Consider the following 22,638-nt stretch of genomic DNA (forward strand, 5'->3'; position numbering starts at 1 on the left):
TCAAGAACGGTGCTACACTTGTATGTAGCGCATCTTTCTTTACGGTCAACCGGCAAGGTGTTAAATTGATCACGTTTTAGACCATTTTTTCGTCTGTACCACCAGAAAAGCAAAAGGCGAAAAAAGGGTAACGGTTATTTTTTGAAATACTGCGGGTCCGCTGCTTTTTGTGTTCTGACTGGCGTGCGACACCCGGAAACATCAGGCGATACGTCTTGTACCTCTATATTGAGACTCTGAAACAGAGACTGGATGCCATCAATCAATTGCGTGTGGATCGCGCGCTTGCTGCCATGGGCCCTGCTTTCCAGCAGGTATACAGTCTACTGCCAACATTGTTGCACTATCACCATCCGCTGATGCCGGGTTACCTTGATGGTAACGTTCCCCAGGGCATTTGCCTCTTCACGCCTGATGAAACCCAACAGCATTACCTGACTGAACTTGAACTCTACCGTGGTATGCCGCCGCAGGATTCGCCGAAAGGCGAGCTGCCGATTACCGGGGTTTACTCCATGGGCAGCACGTCATCGGTTGGGCAAAGTTGCTCTTCTGACCTGGATATCTGGGTCTGCCATCAGTCCTGGCTCGACAATGAAGAGCGCCAGCTGTTGCAGCGTAAATGCAGCCTGCTGGAGAGCTGGGCGGCGTCGCTCGGCGTGGAAGTGAGCTTCTTCCTGATTGATGAAAACCGTTTCCGCCATAACGAAAGCGGCAGTCTGGGTGGTGAAGACTGCGGCTCGACTCAGCACATCCTGTTGCTGGATGAGTTTTACCGTACTGCCGTTCGCCTGGCCGGGAAACGTATTCTGTGGAATATGGTGCCGTGCGATGAAGAAGAGAATTATGACGACTACGTCATGTCGCTTTACTCGCAGGGCGTTCTGACGCCAAACGAGTGGCTGGATCTGGGCGGCCTGAGCTCCCTGTCCGCCGAAGAGTACTTTGGCGCAAGCCTCTGGCAGCTCTATAAGAGCATTGATTCACCGTACAAAGCGGTGCTGAAAACCCTGCTGCTGGAAGCCTACTCCTGGGAATACCCCACGCCGCGCCTGCTGGCGAAAGATATTAAACAGCGTCTGCACGACGGGGAGATCGTCTCCTACGGGCTTGATGCCTACTGCATGATGCTGGAGCGCGTCACCGAATACCTGACAGCTATTGAGGACGCCACGCGTCTTGACCTGGTGCGTCGATGTTTCTATCTCAAAGTCTGTGAAAAACTGAGCCGCGAACGCGCCTGCGTGGGCTGGCGTCGTGAAGTCGTCAGCCAGTTAGTCAAAGAGTGGGGATGGGACGAAGAGCGTCTCGCCATGCTCGACAACCGCGCCAACTGGAAGATCGATCAGGTGCGTGAGGCGCACAACGAACTGCTTGATGCGATGATGCAGAGCTACCGCAACCTGATCCGCTTTGCCCGCCGTAACAACCTTAGCGTTTCTGCCAGCCCACAGGATATCGGGGTGCTGACCCGTAAACTGTACGCCGCGTTTGAAGCGTTGCCGGGCAAGGTAACGCTGGTTAACCCACAGATTTCGCCTGACCTGTCTGAACCGAATCTGACCTTTATCTACGTGCCGCCGGGCCGCGCGAACCGCACCGGGTGGTATCTGTACAACCGTGCGCCAAGCATGGATTCGATCATCAGCCATCAGCCGCTGGAATATAACCGCTACCTGAACAAGCTGGTGGCCTGGGCCTGGTTTAACGGCCTTCTCACCTCACGTACCCGGTTGTTTATCAAAGGCAACGAGGTGGTCGATTTAGCCAAGTTGCAGGAGATGGTGGCGGATGTCTCGCACCACTTCCCGCTGCGTCTGCCTGCGCCGACGCCAAAAGCGCTCTACAGCCCGTGTGAGATTCGCCATCTGGCGATCATCGTCAACCTGGAATACGACCCGACGGCGGCCTTCCGCAATCAGGTGGTTCACTTTGACTTCCGCAAGCTGGACGTCTTTAGCTTTGGCGAGCAGCAAAACTGCCTGGTGGGCAGCGTGGATCTGCTGTACCGCAACTCGTGGAACGAAGTGCGTACCCTGCACTTTAACGGCGAGCAGGCGATGATCGAGGCGCTGAAAACGATCCTCGGCAAGATGCACCAGGACGCCGCGCCGCCGGACAGCGTGGAGGTGTTCTGCTACAGCCAGCACCTGCGCGGCCTGATTCGTACCCGCGTTCAGCAGCTGGTGTCTGAGTGCATCGAACTGCGTCTCTCCAGCACCCGACAGGAAACCGGGCGCTTTAAAGCGCTGCGCGTCTCCGGCCAGACCTGGGGGCTGTTCTTTGAGCGCCTGAACGTGTCGGTGCAGAAGCTGGAGAACGCCATTGAATTCTACGGCGCGATTTCACACAACAAACTGCATGGCCTGTCGGTTCAGGTGGAAACCAATCACGTTAAGCTGCCGCAGGTGGTGGATGGCTTTGCGAGTGAAGGGATTATTCAGTTCTTCTTCGAAGAGTCGGGCGATAACGCCGGGTTTAACATCTACATTCTGGATGAAACCAACCGTGCCGAGGTGTATCACCACTGCGAAGGCAGCAAAGAGGAGCTGGTGCGCGACGTCAGCCGCTTCTATTCGTCCTCGCACGATCGCTTTACCTACGGCTCAAGCTTTATCAACTTCAACCTGCCGCAGTTCTACCAGATTGTGAATGTGGATGGGCGAGCGCAGGTGATCCCGTTCCGTACGCAGGCGATTACCCCTGCGGCGCCCGCTAACCAGGAAACTGCGCCGCTGTTGCAGCAGTATTTTTCCTGAGGCTTTTCGCCGGGTGGCGCTAACGCTTACCCGGCCTACGGTCCGAGTCGCTGTTGCCGGGTGGCGCTGACGCTTACCCGGCTTACGGTTTGAGCCGCTGTTGCCGGGTGGCGCTAACGCTTACCCGGCCTACGGTTTGAGCCGCTGTTGCCGGGTGGCGCTGACGCTTACCCGGCCTACGGTCCGAGTCGCTGTTGCCGGGTGGCGCTATCGCTTACCCGGCCTACGGTTCGAGCCGTTGTAGGCCCGGTAAGGCGTAGCCGTCACCCGGCAACGCAACTATCTGAAACTTACGTCCTCGCCCGCCTGCGCCGTCGCCGCCTGCTCCAGCAGATCCCAGAACGTTTCGCCGCTGCGATCGCAGACCCACTCGTCACCTTTCAGATCAAAGTGATAGCCGCCCTGTTTCGCCGCCAGCCACACCTGGTGAAGCGGCTCCTGACGGTTAATAATAATCTTGCTGCCGTTTTCGAAGCTTAAGGTCAGGATCCCGCCGTTGATTTCACAATCGATATCGCTGTCGCCGTCCCAGTCGTCGATACGCTCTTCGATGGTCATCCACAGGGTATCGGCAAGGCGATGAAATTCACTGTCGTTCATGGTTTTATTCCTGTTTTTCGTGATGGCGGCAGTATAACGCTAAATAATTCCCGTTGCAGGAAAGCGGCAAACTCTTGCTTTTGTGTCTTCTCCTGCGATGATAGAAACAGATTTGAACTTACGGGCAACCTCTACATGAAAAACGTCTTCCGAACGCTTGTCGTTCTTGTCACTCTGTTTAGCCTGACCGGCTGTGGACTGAAGGGACCACTGTACTTCCCGCCAGAGGATAAAAACGCACCACCGCCGACAAAACCGGTGCAAAGTGGTATTGAGTCATCTACGCCGGATACCAACGATCGCGGCAATAACGGCGGCCCGACTCAGGTCAATCTCTGACAATTACGTTCTGTACCCGCGCAATGGAGCAAATGATGCAGTTCTCTAAAATGCATGGCCTTGGCAACGACTTTATGGTCGTCGACGCGGTAACGCAGAATGTCTTTTTCTCCCCGGAATTGATCCGTCGTCTGGCGGATCGACACGTGGGCGTGGGGTTTGACCAACTGCTGGTGGTGGAGCCGCCTTACGATCCTGACCTGGACTTTCACTACCGCATTTTTAACGCCGACGGCAGCGAAGTTTCCCAGTGCGGCAACGGCGCGCGCTGTTTTGCCCGCTTTGTTCGGCTGAAAGGGCTGACCAACAAGCGCGATATCCGCGTCAGCACCGCCAACGGCCGGATGGTGCTCAGTGTTACCGACGACGAACTGGTGCGCGTGAACATGGGCGAGCCGAACTTCGACCCCTCTGCCGTGCCGTTTCGCGCCAACAAAGCGGAAAAGACCTATATTATGCGTGCCGCCGAGCAGACAGTATTGTGCGGCGTCGTCTCGATGGGTAACCCGCACTGCGTGATTCAGGTGGATGATGTGCAAACCGCGGCGGTTGAAACGCTCGGCCCGGTGCTGGAAAGCCACGAGCGCTTCCCGGAGCGGGCGAACATCGGTTTCATGCAGGTGGTGAAGCGTGAACACATTCGCCTGCGGGTTTACGAGCGCGGCGCGGGCGAAACCCAGGCCTGCGGAAGCGGTGCCTGTGCGGCGGTGGCCGTCGGTATCTCACAGGGGTTACTGGCAGAAGAGGTTCGCGTGGAATTACCGGGCGGACGTCTTGATATCGCCTGGAAAGGAGCGGGTCATCCACTGTACATGACTGGCCCGGCGACACATGTTTATGACGGGTTTATCCATCTATGAAGCAACCAGGGGAAGAACTGCGAGAACCTGTAACGGAGCTGGACGACAGCGCTGTTGTGGATTATCTGCTGCACAATCCTGAGTTTTTTATCCGCAATGCACGCGTCGTCGAACGGATGCGCGTGCCGCATCCGGTTCGCGAGACCGTGTCGCTGGTTGAATGGCACATGGCGCGCTCGCGCAACCACATCAATCAGCTCGAAGAGAACATGACGCTGCTGATGGAGCAGGCCAGCAATAACGAAAGCCTGTTCTACCGTCTTCTGCACCTTCAGGCACGTCTGGCTTCCGCGCACAGTCTCGAAGAGTTCCTCAACCGCTTCCACCGCTGGGCGCGCGAGCTGGGGCTGGCAGGCGCGACGATCCGTCTCTTCCCTGACCGCTGGCGCATTGGCGCGCCGTCCGGGTTTACCCATCTGGCGCTGAGCCGTCAGGCGTTTGAGCCGCTGCGCATTCAGCGTCTGGGCCACGAGCACCACTATCTGGGGCCGCTAAACGGGCCCGAGCTGCTGGTGGTGCTGCCGGAAGCCAAAGCTATCGGCTCGGTGGCGATGTCGCTGATGGGGCGCGATGGTGACCTGGGCGTGATGTTATTTACCAGCCGCGACGCGCATCATTATGAACAGGGGCAGGGCACGCAACTGTTGCAGGAGATCGCCCTGATGCTGCCTGAGCTGCTGGAGCGCTGGATTGAGCGCGTATGACGGACGGACTGCTCGCTAATGACGTCAACCGCTTTCTGCGCTATCTGGGCGTAGAACGCCAGCTCAGCCCTATTACGCTGCTCAACTATCAGCGTCAGCTTGATGCCATCATGCAGCTTGCCGATGAAATCGGCCTGAAAAGCTGGCAACAATGTGACGCCGCCACGGTACGCGGGTTCGTCGTGCGTAGCCGTAAAAAAAATCTCAGCCCGGCGAGCCTGGCGCTCCGGCTCTCTGCCCTGCGCAGTTTCTTCGACTGGCTGGTCAGTCAGGGCGGTCTGAAAGCCAACCCGGCGAAAGGGATCGCCACGCCGAAAGCCCCGCGTCATCTGCCGAAAAATATCGACGTCGACGACGTAAACCGCCTGCTGGATATCGATCTTAACGATCCGCTGGCCGTGCGCGACCGCGCGATGCTGGAGGTGATGTACGGCGCGGGCCTGCGTCTCTCTGAGCTGGTGAACCTCGACTTAAAGCACCTCGATCTGGAGTCCGGCGAGGTGTGGGTAATGGGCAAGGGCAGCAAAGAGCGCCGCCTGCCGATCGGCCGCAATGCGGTCTCCTGGATTGAGCACTGGCTGGACCTTCGCGGACTGTTTGGCGCCGACGAAGATGCGCTGTTCCTGTCGAAACTCGGCAAGCGGATCTCGGCGCGTAACGTGCAGAAGCGCTTTGCGGAGTGGGGCATTAAGCAGGGGCTGAACAGCCACGTTCACCCCCACAAGCTGCGCCACTCTTTTGCGACGCACATGCTGGAATCAAGCGGCGACCTGCGCGGCGTACAGGAGCTGCTTGGTCATGCGAATCTGTCGACCACCCAAATCTATACCCACTTAGACTTCCAACACCTTGCCTCGGTGTATGACGCGGCGCATCCACGCGCCAAACGGGGGAAATAATGCGTTTTTACCGCCCACTCGGTCAGATCTCAGCCCTGACGTTTGATCTTGATGACACCCTTTACGACAATCGTCCGGTGATCCTGCGTACCGAGCAGGAGTCGCTGGCGTTTGTGCAGAACTACCATCCTGCGCTGAAAACGATGCAGAACAAAGACTTCCAGAAGCTGCGTCAGTCCCTGCGGGAAACCGAGCCGGAAATTTACCATGACGTGACCGAATGGCGCCGCCGTGCGGTTGAGCAGGCGATGCTCAATGCCGGCCTGAGCGCGCAGGACGCGGCCACGGGTGCCGAAGCGGCCATGGAAAACTTCGCCAAATGGCGCAGTCGGATCGACGTGCCGCAGGAGACCCACGACACGCTGGCGAAGCTCGCCGAAAAGTGGCCGCTGGTGGCCCTCACCAACGGCAACGCTCAGCCTGAACTGTTTGGTCTGGGGAACTATTTTCAGTTCGTGCTGCGCGCGGGCCCGCACGGACGCTCGAAGCCGTTCAACGATATGTATCATCTGGCAGCGGAAAAACTGGATTTGCCGCTCGGCGAGATCCTGCACGTGGGCGATGACCTGACCACGGATGTGGCCGGGGCGATCCGCTGCGGCATGCAGGCCTGCTGGATCAAGCCGGAAAATGCCGATCTGATGACTACTCCGGATAGCCGTCTTCTGCCGCACGTGGAAATTTCACGGTTGGCATCCCTCACGACGCTGATATAATCATCAATTGTTCTGTATAAATTAACAGGGTTTTGGCGAATGGAAACATTTGCCTGCCCGACATGACGTGACGGTGCCAATGGACGTTTCTTACCTGCTCGACAGCCTTAATGATAAACAGCGTGACGCGGTTGCCGCCTCGCGTACAAACCTGCTGGTACTGGCTGGAGCGGGCAGTGGTAAGACGCGCGTGCTGGTTCACCGTATCGCCTGGCTACAGAGCGTGGAGAACTGCTCGCCGTACTCGATTATGGCCGTGACGTTCACCAACAAGGCGGCGGCGGAGATGCGCCACCGTATCGCGCAGCTGATGGGCACCAGCCAGGGCGGCATGTGGGTTGGCACCTTCCACGGCCTGGCGCACCGTCTGCTGCGCGCGCACCATATGGACGCTAACCTGCCGCAGGATTTCCAGATCCTCGACAGCGAAGACCAGCTCCGTTTGCTGAAGCGTCTTATCAAGGCGATGAACCTCGATGAGAAGCAGTGGCCGCCGCGTCAGGCGATGTGGTACATCAACGGTCAGAAAGACGAAGGGCTGCGTCCACATCATATCCAGAGCTTCGGTAACCCGGTCGAGCAGACCTGGCAGAACGTCTACAAGGCCTATCAGGAAGCGTGCGATCGCGCCGGTCTGGTGGATTTCGCCGAGCTGCTGCTGCGCGCCCACGAGCTGTGGCTGAACAAACCGCATATCCTGCAACACTACCGTGAACGCTTTACCAACATCCTGGTGGACGAATTCCAGGATACCAACAACATCCAGTACGCCTGGATCCGCCTGCTGGCCGGGGATACCGGCAAGGTGATGATCGTAGGCGATGACGATCAGTCTATCTACGGCTGGCGCGGCGCGCAGGTGGAGAACATCCAGCGCTTCCTCAACGATTTCCCCGGCGCGCAAACCATCCGTCTGGAGCAGAACTACCGTTCTACCAGCAACATTCTGAGCGCGGCCAACGCCCTGATTGAGAACAACAACGGGCGCCTGGGTAAAAAGCTGTGGACCGATGGCGTCGACGGCGAACCGATTTCGATTTACTGCGCCTTCAACGAGCTCGACGAAGCCCGCTTCGTGGTGAACCGCATTAAAACCTGGCAGGAGAACGGCGGCGCGCTGGAGCAGTGTGCCATTCTCTATCGCAGCAACGCCCAGTCGCGCGTGCTGGAAGAGGCGCTGTTGCAGGTGAGCATGCCGTACCGCATTTATGGCGGTATGCGCTTCTTCGAACGTCAGGAGATCAAAGATGCGCTCTCGTATTTGCGTCTGATTGCCAACCGTAACGACGATGCGGCGTTTGAGCGCGTGGTGAACACGCCGACGCGCGGCATCGGCGATCGTACGCTGGACGTGGTGCGTCAGGCCTCGCGCGATCGTCAGCTCACGTTGTGGCAGGCGTGCCGCGAGCTGTTACAGGAAAAAGCCCTCGCCGGGCGCGCCGCCAGCGCATTGCAGCGCTTCCTGGAGTTAATCGACGCGCTGGCGCAGGAAACGGCCGACATGCCGCTGCACGTCCAGACTGACCGGGTGATCAAAGATTCCGGCCTGCGCACCATGTACGAGCAGGAAAAAGGCGAGAAGGGCCAGACCCGTATTGAGAACTTAGAGGAACTGGTGACGGCAACGCGCCAGTTCAGCTACAACGAAGAAGATGAAGACCTTATGCCGCTGCAGGCATTCCTCTCTCACGCCGCGCTGGAGGCGGGTGAAGGGCAGGCCGATACCTGGCAGGATGCGGTTCAGCTGATGACCCTGCACTCCGCGAAGGGTCTGGAGTTCCCGCAGGTGTTCATCGTCGGGATGGAAGAGGGGATGTTCCCGAGCCAGATGTCGCTGGATGAAGGCGGGCGTCTGGAAGAGGAGCGTCGTCTGGCCTACGTGGGCGTGACCCGTGCGATGCAGAAACTGACCCTGACCTACGCGGAAACCCGCCGCCTGTACGGGAAAGAGGTGTATCACCGTCCGTCGCGCTTTATCGGCGAGCTGCCGGAAGAGTGCGTGGAAGAGGTGCGCCTGCGCGCCAGCATCAGCCGTCCGGTCAGCCATCAGCGTATGGGCTCGCCGATCTCTGAAACCGACACCGGTTACAAGCTGGGCCAGCGCGTGCGTCACTCGAAGTTTGGCGAAGGCACCATCGTCAACCTGGAAGGCAGCGGCGAGCATAGCCGTTTGCAGGTAGCGTTCCAGGGGCAGGGGATTAAATGGCTGGTGGCAGCCTATGCTAAGCTGGAAAGTGTGTAACTTTCAGAAAAATATCACTATTTTGTAATAATCTGCTAGCCTTATACGTTGAAGGTCAATTAATGCCCTTCAGCGTTCCGTTGCGTGTTGACGCCACAGTTATTGCTGGCGTAACATGCGCGCACGATTACGCTAAGAGGACATTCGCCTTGGACACACCCAGTAGATACTGGCTCAATTCCCTGTCATCCAGGAACAACTCCTAAGGCTATCTCCTCTTGCTGATGGCCTTAGTGGTTGTCAGCGACTGCATCATTCCCGTCGCGCTGAGTCAGGCTGTTTAATGGTCTGAAACCCAATTTGTTTCTGTGTGCCCACCGAACTGTCCGATATTTTTTGCATTGGGAGTCCCGGTCATGTTGAGCGCATTTCAACTCGAAAATAACCGACTGACTCGGCTTGAAGCCGAAGAGTCACAGCCCCTCATTGATGCCGTATGGGTGGATCTGGTCGAGCCGGACGACGATGAGCGCCTTCGCGTACAATCTGAACTGGGGCAAAGCCTGGCGACACGCCCGGAACTGGAAGACATCGAAGCATCCGCCCGTTTTTTTGAAGACGAAGACGGCCTGCACATTCACTCCTTCTTCTTTTTCGAAGATGCCGAAGACCACGCGGGGAACTCCACCGTGGCGTTTACCATCCGCGATGGCCGCCTGTTCACCCTGCGCGAGCGCGAACTGCCTGCGTTTCGTCTCTACCGTATGCGTGCCCGCAGCCAGGCGATGATGGACGGCAACGCCTATGAGCTGCTGCTGGATCTGTTCGAAACCAAAATCGAACAGCTGGCGGATGAAATCGAAAACATCTACAGCGACCTGGAAAAGCTGAGCCGCGTGATCATGGAAGGCCATCAGGGCGATGAGTACGACGAAGCGTTGTCCACGCTGGCTGAGCTGGAAGATATCGGCTGGAAGGTGCGTTTGTGTCTGATGGATACCCAGCGCGCGCTGAACTTCCTGGTGCGCAAGGCGCGTCTGCCGGGCGGTCAGCTGGAGCAGGCGCGTGAGATCTTACGCGATATCGAATCCCTGCTGCCGCACAACGAATCCCTGTTCCAGAAGGTCAACTTCCTGATGCAGGCGGCGATGGGCTTTATCAACATTGAGCAGAACCGCATCATCAAGATCTTCTCGGTGGTGTCCGTGGTGTTCCTGCCGCCGACGCTGGTGGCGTCCAGCTACGGGATGAACTTCGAGTTTATGCCGGAGCTGAAGTGGAGCTTTGGCTACCCGGGGGCGATTATCTTTATGATCCTCGCCGGGCTGGCGCCGTATCTGTACTTCAAGCGGAAGAACTGGCTGTAAAAATCTGGCGGGTGGCGCTGCGCTTACCCGCCCTACGATCGAATTCCCTCTCCCTATGGGAGAGGGCTGGGGTGAGGGGGAACATACGGCTCTGGTGGTCATTCCGTTCACTTTATGTTCCTTGCTACTCTGTCACGACATGACCGGTGAACGTGCCAGGGTGGCTCAGTCGCCACCCCCCTGGCGACCCGGGCTTCCGGCGGTAAATCGCCGCTTCGCGGTGCCTTCGGCTTATTCCTTCCGGCTTATCGGGGACGGGCGGAGGTAACATCCCTGTAAAGCCCTCAGTTATTCTGAGGCAACGTTATCGCTTTTGCTTTCAAATTACTGGGGAACCCTCTCCCCTGTGGGAGAGGGTTAGGGTGAGGGCAACATCACAGCCCTTTGCGCACCCTGCGCTGGGTATAAATCGCATCCGCAACAAAGATGGCCAGCGCCACCCAGATAAAGGCGAACGTCACCATCTTATCCGCACCCGGCACCTCGCCGTAAAACACCACCGCCAGCAGGAACATCAGCGTGGGGCCAATGTACTGGAAGAAGCCCAGCGTGGAGAGGCGCAGACGCGTTGCCGCGCCGGTAAAGCACAGCAGTGGGATCGTTGTGACCACGCCTGCGGCCATCAGCATCAGGTTCAGCGACCATGGGTTGCTGCCCATGTGGCTGGTGGCGCTGTCGGCAATACCGAACAGGTAGATCGCGGCGACAGGCAGCAGCCACAGGGTTTCAAATAGCATTCCCGTCTGCGCTTCCACGGCAATTTTTTTACGCACCAGGCCGTAGAAGGCAAAGCTGAACGCCAGCCCTAGGGCGATAACCGGCAGTGAGCCGAAGGTCCACAGCTGTACCAGCACGCCGCAGAAGGCCAGAATCACCGCCACCCACTGCATCCGGCGAAAGCGCTCACCAAGGAAAATCATCCCCAGCAAAATATTGACCAGCGGGTTAATAAAGTAGCCCAGGCTGGCTTCGAGCATGTGATGGTTATTCACCGCCCAGATAAACAGCAGCCAGTTTCCGCCAATCAGCACCGCAGAGAGAGCGAGCAGGAAGACCTTCTTCGGGGTTTTCAGCAGCGTTTTGACGCCTGACCACTGACGGCTGATACTCATCAGCGCAATCATGAAGAAAAAGGACCAGATGACGCGGTGAGTGAGGATCTCGTCCGCCGGGACATAGGCGATAAGTTTGAAGTACGCCGGTGCGATACCCCAAATAAAATAAGCGGCAAGGGCGAGTAAAACGCCCTGCCGCGTCTGTTTAGCATCCATCGGGAAAATCCGTTACAAAAAAGTGAAGTAATTTTACCCGAATTTGCCGTCTCAACCCACCATATAAGTGGCGGTTGCGCTGGCGATATAAACCTGCTCCTCGTTATGCAGCTCAACGCGGGCGACGGCAACTTTATTCCCGGCGCGCAGCAGGCTGCTGGTGCAGGTGAAGCGGTTTCCGCGTCCCGGACGCAGATAGTCGACGCGTAAATCGATGGTGCCCATGCGCGACAGGCGCTGGCGTAATTCATCTTCGTTGATGGTGTCATGGCGCGTCAGCGTGCTGCCCACGCACACCAGACCGGCCGCCACGTCCAGCGCGGAGGCAATGACCCCGCCATGCAAAATGCTTTGCGCCCAGTTACCGACCATCATTGGCTGATTATTGAAACTCAGCTGAGCGAAGTCTTTTTCGTATCGCTCCAGCTCAAGACCCAGTGCACGGTTGAACGGCATGTGGTACACAAAAATCTCGCCCACGAGCTTTAAGGTTTCTTCGGCGGTGAGTGTGGCTGACATCTGACGTGGCATCCTTGTTGTTAACAAAATGTTGATTTTATGCTTCGGGATAAAGGAATGCCACTTTAAGAAACGAGGAAGCGGAAGTTATCGCAGAAGTCTGTAGAATGCCCGGACAAAACTATTCATTAAATGTCACCATTTCAGGAGAACACCACCGATGCGGACGTATCTGGGTTGGTTACTGGCGGCGGTTGCGCTGCCCCTCACAGCATATGCGCAGGAAGCGACGATCAAAGAGGTGCATGATAAACCTGCCGTTAAGGGCAGCATCATCGCCAATATGCTTCAGGAGCATGACAATCCGTTCACGCTGTACCCTTATGATACAAACTACGTGATCTACACCCAGACCAGCGATCTCAACAAAGAGGCGATAAGCTCCTATAACTGGTCTGATAATGCGCGTAAAGATGAGGTGAAGTTCCAGCTCAGCCTCGCCTTCCCGTTCTGGCGCGGCATCCTGGGGCCGAACTCGGTGCTTGGCGCGTCTTACACGCAGAAGTCATGGTGGCAGCTCTCCAACAGCGGGGAATCTTCACCGTTCCGCGAAACCAACTATGAACCGCAGCTGTTCCTCGGTTTCGCCACCGATTATGAGTTTGCAGGCTGGACGCTGCGAGACGTGGAGGTGGGCTATAACCACGATTCCAACGGTCGTTCCGACCCAACCTCACGCAGCTGGAACCGCATCTATACGCGTCTGATGGCGCAGAACGGCAATTTCATGGTGGAAGTGAAGCCGTGGTACGTGGTGGGCAGCACCGATGACAATCCGGATATCACCAAATATATGGGCTACTATCAGCTTAAAGTGGGCTATCAGCTGGGTGACGCGGTGCTGAGCGCCAAAGGCCAGTACAACTGGAATACTGGCTACGGCGGCGCAGAGCTGGGCCTGAGCTACCCGGTAACGAAACACGTTCGTCTCTATACTCAGGTGTATAGCGGGTATGGCGAATCGCTGATCGACTACAACTTCAACCAGACCCGCGTCGGTGTGGGCGTCATGCTGAACGATATTTTCTAGGTCGCTCGAATGTTTTTGCGTTAAACGTTGAAGTTTCTCTCTCAGGCGCTGAAAATAGCGCCTGTTTCATTTCTGGCATATGGGGTTAACGTGGCGCAGGCGGAAGTATTAAATCAGGAGTCGCTGGCTAAACAGGTTTTGCAGGAAACCTTTGGCTACCAGCAGTTCCGCCCTGGCCAGGAAACCATCATTGAAACCGTGCTGGAAGGCCGCGACTGCCTTGTGGTCATGCCGACCGGCGGCGGTAAATCGCTCTGCTATCAGGTGCCCGCGCTGGTGCTTAATGGCCTGACGGTCGTGGTATCGCCCCTTATTTCCCTGATGAAAGACCAGGTCGACCAGCTGCTTGCCAACGGCGTGGCGGCGGCCTGCCTGAACTCGACGCAGACCCGCGAGCAACAGCAAGAGGTAATGGCCGGGTGCCGCACCGGGCAGATCCGCCTGCTGTATATCGCGCCAGAGCGCCTGATGCTGGACAACTTCCTCGATCATCTGGCGCACTGGAATCCGGTGCTGCTGGCAGTGGATGAAGCGCACTGTATCTCCCAGTGGGGGCACGATTTCCGCCCGGAATACGCCGCTCTTGGCCAGCTTCGTCAGCGCTTCCCCGAACTGCCGTTTATGGCGCTTACCGCCACGGCGGATGACACCACGCGTCAGGACATCGTTCGCCTGCTGGGGCTGAACGACCCGTATATTCAGGTCAGCAGCTTCGACCGTCCAAACATCCGCTATATGCTGATGGAGAAGTTCAAGCCGCTGGACCAGCTCCTGCGCTACGTGCAGGAGCAGCGCGGAAAGTCCGGCATCATCTACTGCAACAGCCGTGCGAAGGTGGAAGACACCGCCGCGCGTCTGCAAAACCGTGGCTTTAGCGCCGCGGCCTATCACGCCGGGCTTGAGAACCATATCCGCGCCGACGTGCAGGAGAAATTCCAGCGCGACGACCTGCAAATCGTGGTCGCAACGGTGGCGTTCGGGATGGGGATCAACAAGCCCAACGTGCGCTTTGTGGTGCATTTCGACATTCCGCGCAATATCGAATCCTACTATCAGGAAACCGGCCGCGCCGGGCGTGACGGCCTGCCTGCGGAAGCGATGCTGTTTTACGATCCGGCGGATATGGCGTGGCTGCGCCGCTGTCTCGAGGAGAAACCGCAGGGGCAGTTGCAGGATATCGAACGGCACAAGCTTAACGCGATGGGGGCCTTCGCCGAAGCGCAAACCTGCCGCCGTCTGGTGCTGCTCAACTACTTTGGTGAAGGGCGTCAGGCACCGTGCGGCAACTGCGATATCTGCCTCGACCCGCCGAAGCAGTACGATGGCCTGATGGACGCGCGCAAAGCGCTCTCGACTATCGGACGCGTGAACCAGCGCTTCGGGATGGGCTACGTCGTCGAAGTGCTGCGCGGGGCTAACAACCAGCGTATCCGCGATATGGGTCACGACAAGCTGCCGGTTTATGGCATCGGTAAAGACCAGAGCCACGAGCACTGGGTGAGTATCATCCGCCAGCTGATTCATCTCGGCTTTGCCACGCAGAACATTGCCCAGCACTCTGCGCTTCAGCTGACCGAAGCGGCGCGACCGGTCCTGCGTGGCGAGGTTGAACTGAAGCTCGCCGTTCCGCGCGTCGTCGCCCTGAAGCCGCGCGTGATGCAAAAATCCTACGGCGGTAACTACGATCGCAAGCTGTTCGCCAAGCTGCGTAAGCTGCGTAAAGCCATTGCGGATGAAGAGAACATCCCGCCATACGTGGTGTTCAACGACGCGACGCTTATCGAGATGGCCGAGCAAATGCCGCTCAGCGCCAGCGAGATGCTTAGCGTCAACGGCGTCGGCACGCGCAAGCTGGAGCGCTTCGGTAAAGAGTTTATGGCGCTCATCCGTTCCCACGCTGATGGTGATGACGAGGAGTAGTCAGCCGGGCTAAAAAGTGCCAGGATGGTGACTCACTGTATTATTTTCCCGCGAGCTAATTATGTTAATGCTATTTCTCACCGTGGCGTTAGTGCACATCGTTGCGCTGATGAGCCCTGGCCCTGACTTTTTCTTCGTGTCACAAACGGCCGTCAGCCGCTCCCGCAAAGAGGCAATGATGGGTGTGCTCGGTATTACCATGGGCGTCATGGTCTGGGCGGCGGTTGCGCTGCTCGGTCTGAACCTGATCCTGGCGAAAATGGCCTGGCTGCATAACATCATTATGGTCGGCGGCGGGCTGTACCTGTGCTGGATGGGCTACCAGATGCTGCGCGGCGCGCTGAAAAAAGAAGAGAAAAAGCCGGAAGAGCCAAAGGTGGAGCTGGCAACGGGCGGGCGCAGCTTTGTGAAAGGGCTGCTGACCAACCTGGCGAACCCGAAAGCGATTATCTATTTCGGCTCCGTGTTCTCGCTGTTTGTGGGTGATAACGTCGGTGCGGGCGCGCGCTGGGGGATCTTCCTGCTGATCGTCGTTGAGACGTTTGCGTGGTTCACCGTGGTGGCAAGCCTGTTCGCCTTACCGGCGATGCGTCGCGGCTACCAGCGCATCGCGAAGTGGATCGATGGCTTTGCCGGCGCGCTATTCGCCGGCTTCGGCATCCATCTCATCATCTCTCGCTAGGCATGACGCGCTGACGCAAGCAGCGCGCCAACCAACATAAACAGCGAGCCAAAGACTTTATTCAGGGCCTTCATCTGCTTAGGCCCTTTGATCCACGCCGCAATTCGCTGTGCCAGCGTCGCGTAACCAATCATCACAATGATATCGACAATAATGGTGGTCGCGCCCAGCACCACGTACTGCATCACCTGTGGCTGATGCGGCACGATAAACTGCGGGAACAGGGCGGCGAGGAACACGATGCTTTTCGGGTTGGTCAGGTTAACGAACACCGCGCGTTTAAACAGGTGGCCGCGTGTTTGCGTCCGGGAGAGCGTATGCAGATCAATCGAGCCTGCGGCGCGCCACTGCTGAATACCCAGCCAGATAAGATACGCTGCGCCAGCCCATTTCAGCACCTCGAAGGCCAGCACCGAACGGGAGAACAGCGTGCCCAGACCAATCCCCACCAGCACAATATGAATGCCAAGCCCGGTCTGCAAACCGGCAATGGACGCTGCCGCGCCGCGATAGCCGTGGTTGATGGAGGTGGTCATGGTATTGATTGCGCCAGAGCCAGGCGAAAGGCTGAGGATAATGGATGTCAGCAGGTAGGCGAACCACCACTCGAAGGTCATTTGAAACTCCCGGATCGTCTGTTTTTATGCCACAATACGCTATTGTTGAGTCATTTTGTGACCGGTGACGAAAAAAACGATATTCCCTGAATTACGGGGGGTGGAAACCCAATGTTTCAGCAGAAAAAGGACTGGGAAACACGAGAAAACGCATTTGCTGCTTTCTCCATGGGGCCGCTGACCGATTTCTGGCGCCAGCGTGAGGAAGATGAGTTTATGGGCGTCGGGGAAATCCCGGTACGCTTCGTTCGTTTCCGTGATGAAAAAAATGACCGGGTGATTGTGGTCTGCCCCGGGCGCATCGAAAGCTATATCAAATATGCCGAGCTGGCGTATGACCTGTTCCATCTGGGTTTTGATGTGTTAATTATCGACCATCGCGGGCAGGGGCTTTCTGGCAGGATGTTGCCGGATACCCATCGCGGCCACGTGGATAACTTCAGCGATTACGTCGACGATCTGGCCGCGTTCTGGCAGCAGGAAGTGCAGCCCGGACCGTGGCGCAAGCGTTATATTCTTGCCCACTCCATGGGGGGGGCGATCTCGACGCTATTTTTGCAGCGCCATAAGCACCAGTGTGACGCCATTGCGCTGACCGCGCCGATGTACGGCATTGTGATACGTTTTCCTGACTGGATGGTGCGCCATCTTCTCGACTGGGCTGAGGGCCATCAGCGCATTCGTGAGGGCTATGCCATCGGAACAGGACGCTGGCGGGCATTGCCGTTTGCCATTAACGTGTTAACCCACAGTCGGCAGCGTTATCGCCGCAACCTGCGTTTTTATGCCGATGAACCGCGTCTGCGGGTCGGCGGCCCCACCTGGCACTGGGTGCGGGAAGGTATTCATGCCGGTGAGCAAGTGCTGGCGGGCGTAGGCGATGATGACACGCCGACGCTCCTGATCCAGGCGGAAGAAGAGCGTGTGGTGGATAACCGCATGCATGACCGCTATTGTGAACTTCGCGCCGCTGCGGGCCATCCCTGCGAAGGGGGTAAACCGCTGGTCATCAACGGTGCGTACCATGAGATCCTTTTTGAAAAGGACGCTATGCGCTCAGTCGCGCTCAACGCCATTGTTGAATTTTTCAACAGGCATAACTGATTATTGTTTTCCACCAGAGGTTGAAATCCCTATGTACCAGGTTGTTGCATCTGATTTAGATGGCACGCTGCTTTCCCCCGACCACACCCTGTCGCCTTATGCGAAAGAGACCCTAAAACTCCTGACTGCCCGTGGCGTGAACTTTGTGTTCGCCACCGGTCGCCACCACGTGGACGTGGGACAGATCCGCGATAACCTGGAGATCAAGTCGTACATGATCACCTCTAACGGTGCGCGCGTACATGACACGGACGGCAACCTGATTTTTACCCATAATCTCGATCGTGACATCGCCACCGATTTGTTCGGCATTGTGCATAACAACCCGGATATCGTGACTAACGTTTACCGCGATGACGAGTGGTTTATGAACCGCCACCGCCCGGAAGAGATGCGCTTTTTCAAGGAAGCCGTATTCCAGTACTCACTGTATGAGCCGGGTCTGCTGGAGCCGGAAGGGATCAGCAAGGTATTCTTCACCTGTGTAAATCATGAGGAGTTACTGCCGCTGGAGCAGGCGATCAACGCCCGCTGGGGCGACCGCGTGAACGTGAGCTTCTCCACGCTGACCTGTCTGGAAGTGATGGCAGGCGGGGTGTCCAAAGGTCACGCGCTGGAAGCGGTAGCGAAACGGCTGGGCTTTGATCTGAAAGACTGTATCGCCTTTGGCGATGGCATGAACGATGCCGAGATGCTCTCCATGGCGGGTAAAGGCTGCATCATGCAGAACGCGCATCAGCGCCTGAAAGATCTGCACCCGGAGCTGGAAGTGATCGGCACCAACGGCGATAACGCCGTGCCTAAGTATCTGCGCAAACTGTTCCTTGAATAATCTTCAATTGATTGTTTATTGTTCAGATGTCAACTAAAGAGTTCGCTACAATGCCTCTCCTTCTTTCTGAGAGACAAGCATTGTGGCGCTACTCATTATCACCACTATCCTGTGGGCCTTCTCCTTTAGTCTGATTGGCGAATACCTTGCCGGATCGGTCGACAGCTACTTCTCGGTACTGATGCGCGTGGGGCTGGCGGCGCTGGTGTTCCTGCCGTTCCTGCGTACCCGCGGGCAGTCGCTAAAAACGATACTGCTGTACATGCTGGTAGGCGCGATGCAGCTCGGCATCATGTACCTGTTCAGCTTCCGGGCCTACGTTTACCTGTCCGTCTCGGAATTTCTGCTCTTCACCGTGCTGACGCCGCTCTACATCACGCTGATTTATGACTTGCTCAGCAGGCGCCGTTTGCGCTGGGGATATCTGCTGAGCGCTGCGCTGGCAGTCATTGGCGCGGCGATTATTCGCTATGACAAGGTAAGCGATCACTTCTGGACCGGGCTGATGTTCGTCCAGCTCGCTAATATCAGCTTTGCCATCGGGATGGTGGGTTACAAACGTCTGATGGAGACCCGCCCGATGCCGCAGCATAACGCGTTTGCGTGGTTCTATATGGGCGCGGCGATTGTCGCGGTAGCGGCGTGGTTTCTGCTCGGCAATCCGCAAAAGCTGCCGACTACCTCCGTGCAGTGGAGCGTTCTGGTCTGGCTGGGCGTGGTGGCGTCGGGGCTGGGCTATTTTATGTGGAACTACGGCGCTACGCAGGTAGACGCCGGGACGCTGGGGATCATGAACAATGTGCACGTGCCGGCGGGGCTACTGGTGAACCTCGCCATCTGGCAGGAGCAGCCGCACTGGCCGAGTTTCCTTATTGGGGGAACGGTGATCCTGGCTTCGCTGTGGGTACATCGCCGCTGGGTCGCTCCGCGCTCCGCACAAACGGAAGATGGTCGCACGCGTGGTTCCGCGCTGAGCGAATAAACGCTTCCGTAATCGGCTGACGCTGCTCGCCGTCGCGCACGGCGGCGTACAGCCGGCTCCACAGTCCTTCACCCAGGGTTTTGGTGACCACCAGACCCTGGCGTTCAACCGTCTCGACCACCCAGTGCGGCAGCGCCGCAATCCCCATTCTGGCCGCCACCATCTGAATTAATAGCAGCGTGTTATCCACGCTTTTCAGCTGTGGGCTGATGCCCGCGGGTTGCAGGAAATGGCGCCAGATATCCAGACGACTGCGCTGTACCGGGTAAATCAGCAGCGTCTCCGTTGCCAGATCTTCCGGCGTGATACGCGTTTTGGCGGCCAGCGGATGGTCCGGGGCCAGCACCAGACGCACCTCAAAATCAAACATTGGCGAATAGTGCAGACCGCTGCGTGGCAGAATATCTGAGGTCATCACCAGATCCAGCTCACCCTGCTGAAGCGACGGCTGCGGATCAAACGTGACGCCGGATTTGAAGTCCATCTCCACCTGCGGCCACTTCTGGCGGAAGTTCTCAAGCGCGGGGGTCAGCCACTGAATACAGCTGTGACACTCAATGGCGATGCGCAGGGTGGTCTGCTGCGGCTCGTTGCAGGACTGCAACGCGCTGGCAATCTGCGGCAACACCTGGTTCGCCAGCTGAAGCAAAATTTCGCCCTGCGGCGTAAAGCGCAAAGGCTGGCTCTTACGCACAAAAAGACGAAAGCCGAGGCGTTGTTCCAGATCGCTGAACTGGTGAGAAAGGGCAGACTGAGTCTGGTGCAGCGTGGCCGCTGCCGCCGCAAGAGAACCGCAGTTCCGCAACGCTTGTAGCGTTTTCAGGTGTTTTATCTCGATCATGAAAGTCCTTCACTTCGCCATGAACATTTTGCGCTTGAGGAATATACAGTACCTGCCAATTATAGAAGTGTAAACATCTGGACGTCTAAATAACGAATTTCTACAAGGGGTATGCCATGACAATCCGCACTCACACTCTCGGTTTCCCTCGCGTTGGTCTGCGTCGCGAGCTGAAAAAAGCGCAAGAAAGCTACTGGGCGGGTAACGCCACCCGCGAAGAACTGCTGGCGGTGGGGCGCGAGCTGCGCGCGCGTCACTGGGATCAGCAAAAACAGGCGGGCGTAGACCTGCTGCCGGTGGGCGATTTCGCCTGGTACGACCATGTTCTGACCACCAGCCTGCTGCTTGGCAACGTGCCGGCTCGTCATCAGAACAACGATGGATCGGTGGATATCGATACCCTGTTCCGCATCGGCCGTGGCCGCGCGCCAACGGGTGAGCCAGCGGCAGCGGCGGAAATGACCAAGTGGTTTAACACTAACTATCACTATATGGTGCCGGAGTTCGTTAAGGGCCAGCAGTTCAAACTGACCTGGACCCAGCTTCTGGATGAAGTGGACGAAGCGCTGGCGCTGGGTCACCAGGTGAAACCCGTGCTGCTGGGGCCGGTCACCTACCTGTGGCTGGGCAAAGTGAAAGGTGAGCAGTTCGACCGCCTCAGCCTGCTGAACGATATTCTGCCGGTTTATAAGCAGGTGCTGATTGAGCTGGGCAAACGCGGTATTCAGTGGGTGCAAATCGATGAACCGGCGCTGGTGCTTGAGCTGCCGCAGGCGTGGCTGGATGCCTTCAAACCGGCGTATGACGCGCTCACGGGCCAGGTGAAGCTGCTGCTGACCACCTATTTCGAGGGCGTAACGCCGAACCTCGATACCATTACCGCGCTGCCGGTTCAGGGTCTGCACGTTGATCTCGTTCACGGCAAAGACGATGTGGCAGAGTTGCACAAGCGTCTGCCTGCGGAGTGGCTGCTCTCTGCCGGTCTGGTGAATGGTCGTAACGTCTGGCGTGCCGATCTCACCGGGAAATATGCACAAATCAAGGACATTGTCGGTAAACGTGAATTGTGGGTAGCCTCTTCCTGTTCCCTGCTGCACAGCCCGATCGACCTGAGCGTGGAGACCCGACTCGACCCTGAGGTGAAAAGCTGGTTTGCCTTTGCCCTGCAAAAGTGTGAGGAGCTGGCTCTGCTGCGCGACGCGTTGAACAGCGGCGACACGGCAGCGATTACCGACTGGAGCGCCCCGATCCAGGCGCGCCGTCACTCGACGCGCGTGCATAACCCGGCGGTGGAAAAACGTCTGGCAGCCATCACTGCCCGGGACAGCCAGCGCCAGAGCCCGTATGAAGTGCGCGCCGAAGCCCAGCGTGCACGCTTTAACCTGCCCGCGTGGCCGACCACAACCATCGGCTCCTTCCCGCAGACTACCGAGATCCGCAGCCTGCGCCTGGACTTCAAAAAGGGCAATCTGGATGCGAATCACTACCGCACCGGCATTGCGGAGCACATCAAACAGGCGATCGTCGAGCAGGAACGTCTGGGTCTGGACGTGCTGGTGCACGGCGAGGCCGAGCGTAACGATATGGTGGAATACTTCGGTGAACACCTGGACGGCTTTGTCTTTACCCAGAACGGCTGGGTGCAAAGCTACGGCTCCCGCTGCGTGAAGCCGCCGGTGGTGATCGGTGACGTCAGCCGCCCGGAAGCGATCACCGTGGAGTGGGCGAAGTATGCCCAGTCTCTGACCGACAAACCGGTAAAAGGCATGCTTACGGGGCCGGTGACCATTCTCTGCTGGTCGTTCCCGCGTGAAGATGTATCCCGGGAAACCATCGCCAAACAGATCGCCCTGGCGCTGCGTGATGAAGTGGCGGATCTGGAAGCGGCGGGGATTGGCATCATTCAGATCGACGAACCGGCGCTGCGTGAAGGCTTGCCGCTGCGTCGCAGCGACTGGGATGCTTATCTGACGTGGGGCGTGGAGGCGTTCCGCCTCAACGCGGCCGTCGCGAAGGACGACACGCAGATCCACACCCACATGTGTTACTGCGAATTTAACGACATCATGGACTCCATTGCCGCGCTCGACGCCGATGTGATCACCATCGAGACCTCGCGTTCAGACATGGAGCTGCTGGAGTCGTTCGAAGAGTTCGACTACCCGAACGAAATCGGGCCGGGCGTGTATGACATTCACTCCCCTAACGTGCCGAGCGTGGAGTGGATTGAATCGCTACTGAGAAAAGCCGCCCAGCGCATTCCGGCGGAACGCCTGTGGGTAAACCCGGACTGCGGCCTGAAAACCCGCGGCTGGCCTGAAACCCGCGCGGCGCTGGCGAACATGGTGCAGGCGGCGCAGAATTTGCGTCAGGCGTAGTGGGGCTGGATTGCCCGGTTGGCGCAGCCGCCACCG

General features: G+C 57.8%; 21 protein-coding genes. 16 read left to right on the forward strand and 5 right to left on the reverse strand.

What is annotated here, in order from left to right; translation table 11 throughout:
- The first annotated feature begins 215 nt into the window (after positions 1–215).
- A complete protein-coding gene (gene cyaA, locus RS584_RS00915) occupies positions 216–2,759 on the forward strand; it encodes a class I adenylate cyclase (protein ID WP_017383591.1) in 2,544 nt (847 codons plus the stop codon).
- 279 nt (positions 2,760–3,038) lie between these two features.
- Here cyaA and cyaY read toward each other — a convergent pair whose 3' ends face one another.
- Positions 3,039–3,359, reverse strand: a complete 321-nt coding sequence (cyaY, locus tag RS584_RS00920) for an iron donor protein CyaY (RefSeq protein WP_003860816.1) — start codon at positions 3,357–3,359, stop codon at positions 3,039–3,041.
- A gap of 135 nt (positions 3,360–3,494) precedes the next feature.
- Here cyaY and lptM point away from each other — a divergent pair, with 135 nt between their 5' ends.
- The 8 genes from lptM to corA all read left to right on the forward strand — a co-directional run bounded on the left by lptM (position 3,495) and on the right by corA (position 10,426).
- Complete coding sequence (lptM, locus tag RS584_RS00925) at positions 3,495–3,698, forward strand: LPS translocon maturation chaperone LptM (protein WP_003860815.1); 204 nt, start codon at positions 3,495–3,497, stop codon at positions 3,696–3,698.
- A 35-nt stretch (positions 3,699–3,733) separates the two neighbouring features.
- Complete coding sequence (gene dapF / locus RS584_RS00930) at positions 3,734–4,558, forward strand: diaminopimelate epimerase (RefSeq protein WP_017383590.1); 825 nt, start codon at positions 3,734–3,736, stop codon at positions 4,556–4,558.
- Complete coding sequence (locus RS584_RS00935; protein ID WP_023295731.1) at positions 4,555–5,262, forward strand: DUF484 domain-containing protein; 708 nt, start codon at positions 4,555–4,557, stop codon at positions 5,260–5,262. The genes dapF and RS584_RS00935 overlap by 4 nt, the downstream gene beginning before the upstream one ends.
- Positions 5,259–6,161, forward strand: a complete 903-nt coding sequence (gene xerC, locus RS584_RS00940) for a tyrosine recombinase XerC (protein WP_193041791.1) — start codon at positions 5,259–5,261, stop codon at positions 6,159–6,161. Before RS584_RS00935 ends, xerC begins: the two co-directional genes overlap by 4 nt.
- On the forward strand, positions 6,161–6,877 hold the full coding sequence (gene yigB, locus RS584_RS00945; protein WP_315748791.1) for a 5-amino-6-(5-phospho-D-ribitylamino)uracil phosphatase YigB: 717 nt from the start codon (positions 6,161–6,163) through the stop codon (positions 6,875–6,877). The genes xerC and yigB overlap by 1 nt, the downstream gene beginning before the upstream one ends.
- Before the next feature lie 79 nt (positions 6,878–6,956).
- A complete protein-coding gene (gene uvrD / locus RS584_RS00950) occupies positions 6,957–9,119 on the forward strand; it encodes a DNA helicase II (protein ID WP_017383586.1) in 2,163 nt (720 codons plus the stop codon).
- A 149-nt stretch (positions 9,120–9,268) separates the two neighbouring features.
- Positions 9,269–9,325, forward strand: coding sequence for a YsgD/CorL family protein (ysgD, locus tag RS584_RS00955; protein ID WP_212743980.1), 57 nt, complete (start codon positions 9,269–9,271; stop codon positions 9,323–9,325).
- A 150-nt stretch (positions 9,326–9,475) separates the two neighbouring features.
- Positions 9,476–10,426, forward strand: coding sequence for a magnesium/cobalt transporter CorA (gene corA / locus RS584_RS00960; protein ID WP_003860807.1), 951 nt, complete (start codon positions 9,476–9,478; stop codon positions 10,424–10,426).
- 374 nt (positions 10,427–10,800) lie between these two features.
- On the opposite strand, the gene rarD is transcribed toward corA, so the two are convergent.
- Both rarD and yigI read right to left on the reverse strand, forming a co-directional pair.
- Positions 10,801–11,697 (reverse strand): EamA family transporter RarD, encoded by an 897-nt coding sequence (gene rarD / locus RS584_RS00965; protein ID WP_017694744.1) that lies wholly within the window; start codon positions 11,695–11,697, stop codon positions 10,801–10,803.
- A gap of 51 nt (positions 11,698–11,748) precedes the next feature.
- Complete coding sequence (yigI, locus tag RS584_RS00970; protein ID WP_006812366.1) at positions 11,749–12,216, reverse strand: acyl-CoA thioesterase YigI; 468 nt, start codon at positions 12,214–12,216, stop codon at positions 11,749–11,751.
- Positions 12,217–12,376: 160 nt separating this feature from the next.
- Between yigI and pldA the strand changes: the two genes are divergently transcribed.
- From pldA to rhtC, 3 genes are all read left to right on the forward strand, one after another.
- Positions 12,377–13,246, forward strand: coding sequence for a phospholipase A (pldA, locus tag RS584_RS00975; protein WP_003860803.1), 870 nt, complete (start codon positions 12,377–12,379; stop codon positions 13,244–13,246).
- A 90-nt stretch (positions 13,247–13,336) separates the two neighbouring features.
- On the forward strand, positions 13,337–15,166 hold the full coding sequence (recQ, locus tag RS584_RS00980; protein ID WP_017383584.1) for an ATP-dependent DNA helicase RecQ: 1,830 nt from the start codon (positions 13,337–13,339) through the stop codon (positions 15,164–15,166).
- A 61-nt stretch (positions 15,167–15,227) separates the two neighbouring features.
- Complete coding sequence (gene rhtC, locus RS584_RS00985; protein ID WP_006179256.1) at positions 15,228–15,848, forward strand: threonine export protein RhtC; 621 nt, start codon at positions 15,228–15,230, stop codon at positions 15,846–15,848.
- Here the strand turns inward: rhtC and rhtB are convergent.
- Positions 15,845–16,465 (reverse strand): homoserine/homoserine lactone efflux protein, encoded by a 621-nt coding sequence (gene rhtB / locus RS584_RS00990; protein ID WP_006812363.1) that lies wholly within the window; start codon positions 16,463–16,465, stop codon positions 15,845–15,847. The genes rhtC and rhtB overlap by 4 nt on opposite strands.
- A 111-nt stretch (positions 16,466–16,576) precedes the next feature.
- Here rhtB and pldB point away from each other — a divergent pair, with 111 nt between their 5' ends.
- From pldB to RS584_RS01005, 3 genes are all read left to right on the forward strand, one after another.
- A complete protein-coding gene (pldB, locus tag RS584_RS00995; protein ID WP_015570002.1) occupies positions 16,577–17,569 on the forward strand; it encodes a lysophospholipase L2 in 993 nt (330 codons plus the stop codon).
- Positions 17,570–17,600: 31 nt separating this feature from the next.
- Positions 17,601–18,401: a sugar/pyridoxal phosphate phosphatase YigL gene (gene yigL, locus RS584_RS01000; RefSeq protein ID WP_015570001.1), complete on the forward strand. Its 801-nt coding sequence runs from the start codon at positions 17,601–17,603 to the stop codon at positions 18,399–18,401.
- A gap of 82 nt (positions 18,402–18,483) precedes the next feature.
- The gene (locus RS584_RS01005; RefSeq protein WP_023295736.1) at positions 18,484–19,383 is read left to right on the forward strand and encodes a carboxylate/amino acid/amine transporter; all 900 of its coding nucleotides are present in this window, start codon (positions 18,484–18,486) and stop codon (positions 19,381–19,383) included.
- Here RS584_RS01005 and metR read toward each other — a convergent pair.
- On the reverse strand, positions 19,271–20,224 hold the full coding sequence (metR, locus tag RS584_RS01010; RefSeq protein WP_015570000.1) for an HTH-type transcriptional regulator MetR: 954 nt from the start codon (positions 20,222–20,224) through the stop codon (positions 19,271–19,273). The two genes, RS584_RS01005 and metR, sit on opposite strands and share 113 nt — an antisense overlap.
- 116 nt (positions 20,225–20,340) lie before the next feature.
- Here metR and metE point away from each other — a divergent pair, with 116 nt between their 5' ends.
- A complete protein-coding gene (metE, locus tag RS584_RS01015) occupies positions 20,341–22,602 on the forward strand; it encodes a 5-methyltetrahydropteroyltriglutamate--homocysteine S-methyltransferase (protein WP_315748793.1) in 2,262 nt (753 codons plus the stop codon).
- Positions 22,603–22,638 lie beyond the last annotated feature (36 nt).

This window comes from Enterobacter sp. DTU_2021_1002640_1_SI_PRY_ASU_LCPMC_013, assembly GCF_032389435.1.
Lineage (GTDB): Bacteria > Pseudomonadota > Gammaproteobacteria > Enterobacterales > Enterobacteriaceae > Enterobacter > Enterobacter hormaechei_C.

Coding starts and splice junctions, on each gene's coding strand:
- cyaY (WP_003860816.1), bottom strand. CDS start 3,359: ATGAACGACAGTGAATTTCATCGCCTTGCCGATACCCTGTGGATGACC.
- lptM (WP_003860815.1), top strand. CDS start 3,495: ATGAAAAACGTCTTCCGAACGCTTGTCGTTCTTGTCACTCTGTTTAGC.
- dapF (WP_017383590.1), top strand. CDS start 3,734: ATGCAGTTCTCTAAAATGCATGGCCTTGGCAACGACTTTATGGTCGTC.
- RS584_RS00935 (WP_023295731.1), top strand. CDS start 4,555: ATGAAGCAACCAGGGGAAGAACTGCGAGAACCTGTAACGGAGCTGGAC.
- xerC (WP_193041791.1), top strand. CDS start 5,259: ATGACGGACGGACTGCTCGCTAATGACGTCAACCGCTTTCTGCGCTAT.
- yigB (WP_315748791.1), top strand. CDS start 6,161: ATGCGTTTTTACCGCCCACTCGGTCAGATCTCAGCCCTGACGTTTGAT.
- uvrD (WP_017383586.1), top strand. CDS start 6,957: ATGGACGTTTCTTACCTGCTCGACAGCCTTAATGATAAACAGCGTGAC.
- corA (WP_003860807.1), top strand. CDS start 9,476: ATGTTGAGCGCATTTCAACTCGAAAATAACCGACTGACTCGGCTTGAA.
- rarD (WP_017694744.1), bottom strand. CDS start 11,697: ATGGATGCTAAACAGACGCGGCAGGGCGTTTTACTCGCCCTTGCCGCT.
- yigI (WP_006812366.1), bottom strand. CDS start 12,216: ATGTCAGCCACACTCACCGCCGAAGAAACCTTAAAGCTCGTGGGCGAG.
- pldA (WP_003860803.1), top strand. CDS start 12,377: ATGCGGACGTATCTGGGTTGGTTACTGGCGGCGGTTGCGCTGCCCCTC.
- rhtC (WP_006179256.1), top strand. CDS start 15,228: ATGTTAATGCTATTTCTCACCGTGGCGTTAGTGCACATCGTTGCGCTG.
- rhtB (WP_006812363.1), bottom strand. CDS start 16,465: ATGACCTTCGAGTGGTGGTTCGCCTACCTGCTGACATCCATTATCCTC.
- pldB (WP_015570002.1), top strand. CDS start 16,577: ATGTTTCAGCAGAAAAAGGACTGGGAAACACGAGAAAACGCATTTGCT.
- yigL (WP_015570001.1), top strand. CDS start 17,601: ATGTACCAGGTTGTTGCATCTGATTTAGATGGCACGCTGCTTTCCCCC.
- metR (WP_015570000.1), bottom strand. CDS start 20,224: ATGATCGAGATAAAACACCTGAAAACGCTACAAGCGTTGCGGAACTGC.
- metE (WP_315748793.1), top strand. CDS start 20,341: ATGACAATCCGCACTCACACTCTCGGTTTCCCTCGCGTTGGTCTGCGT.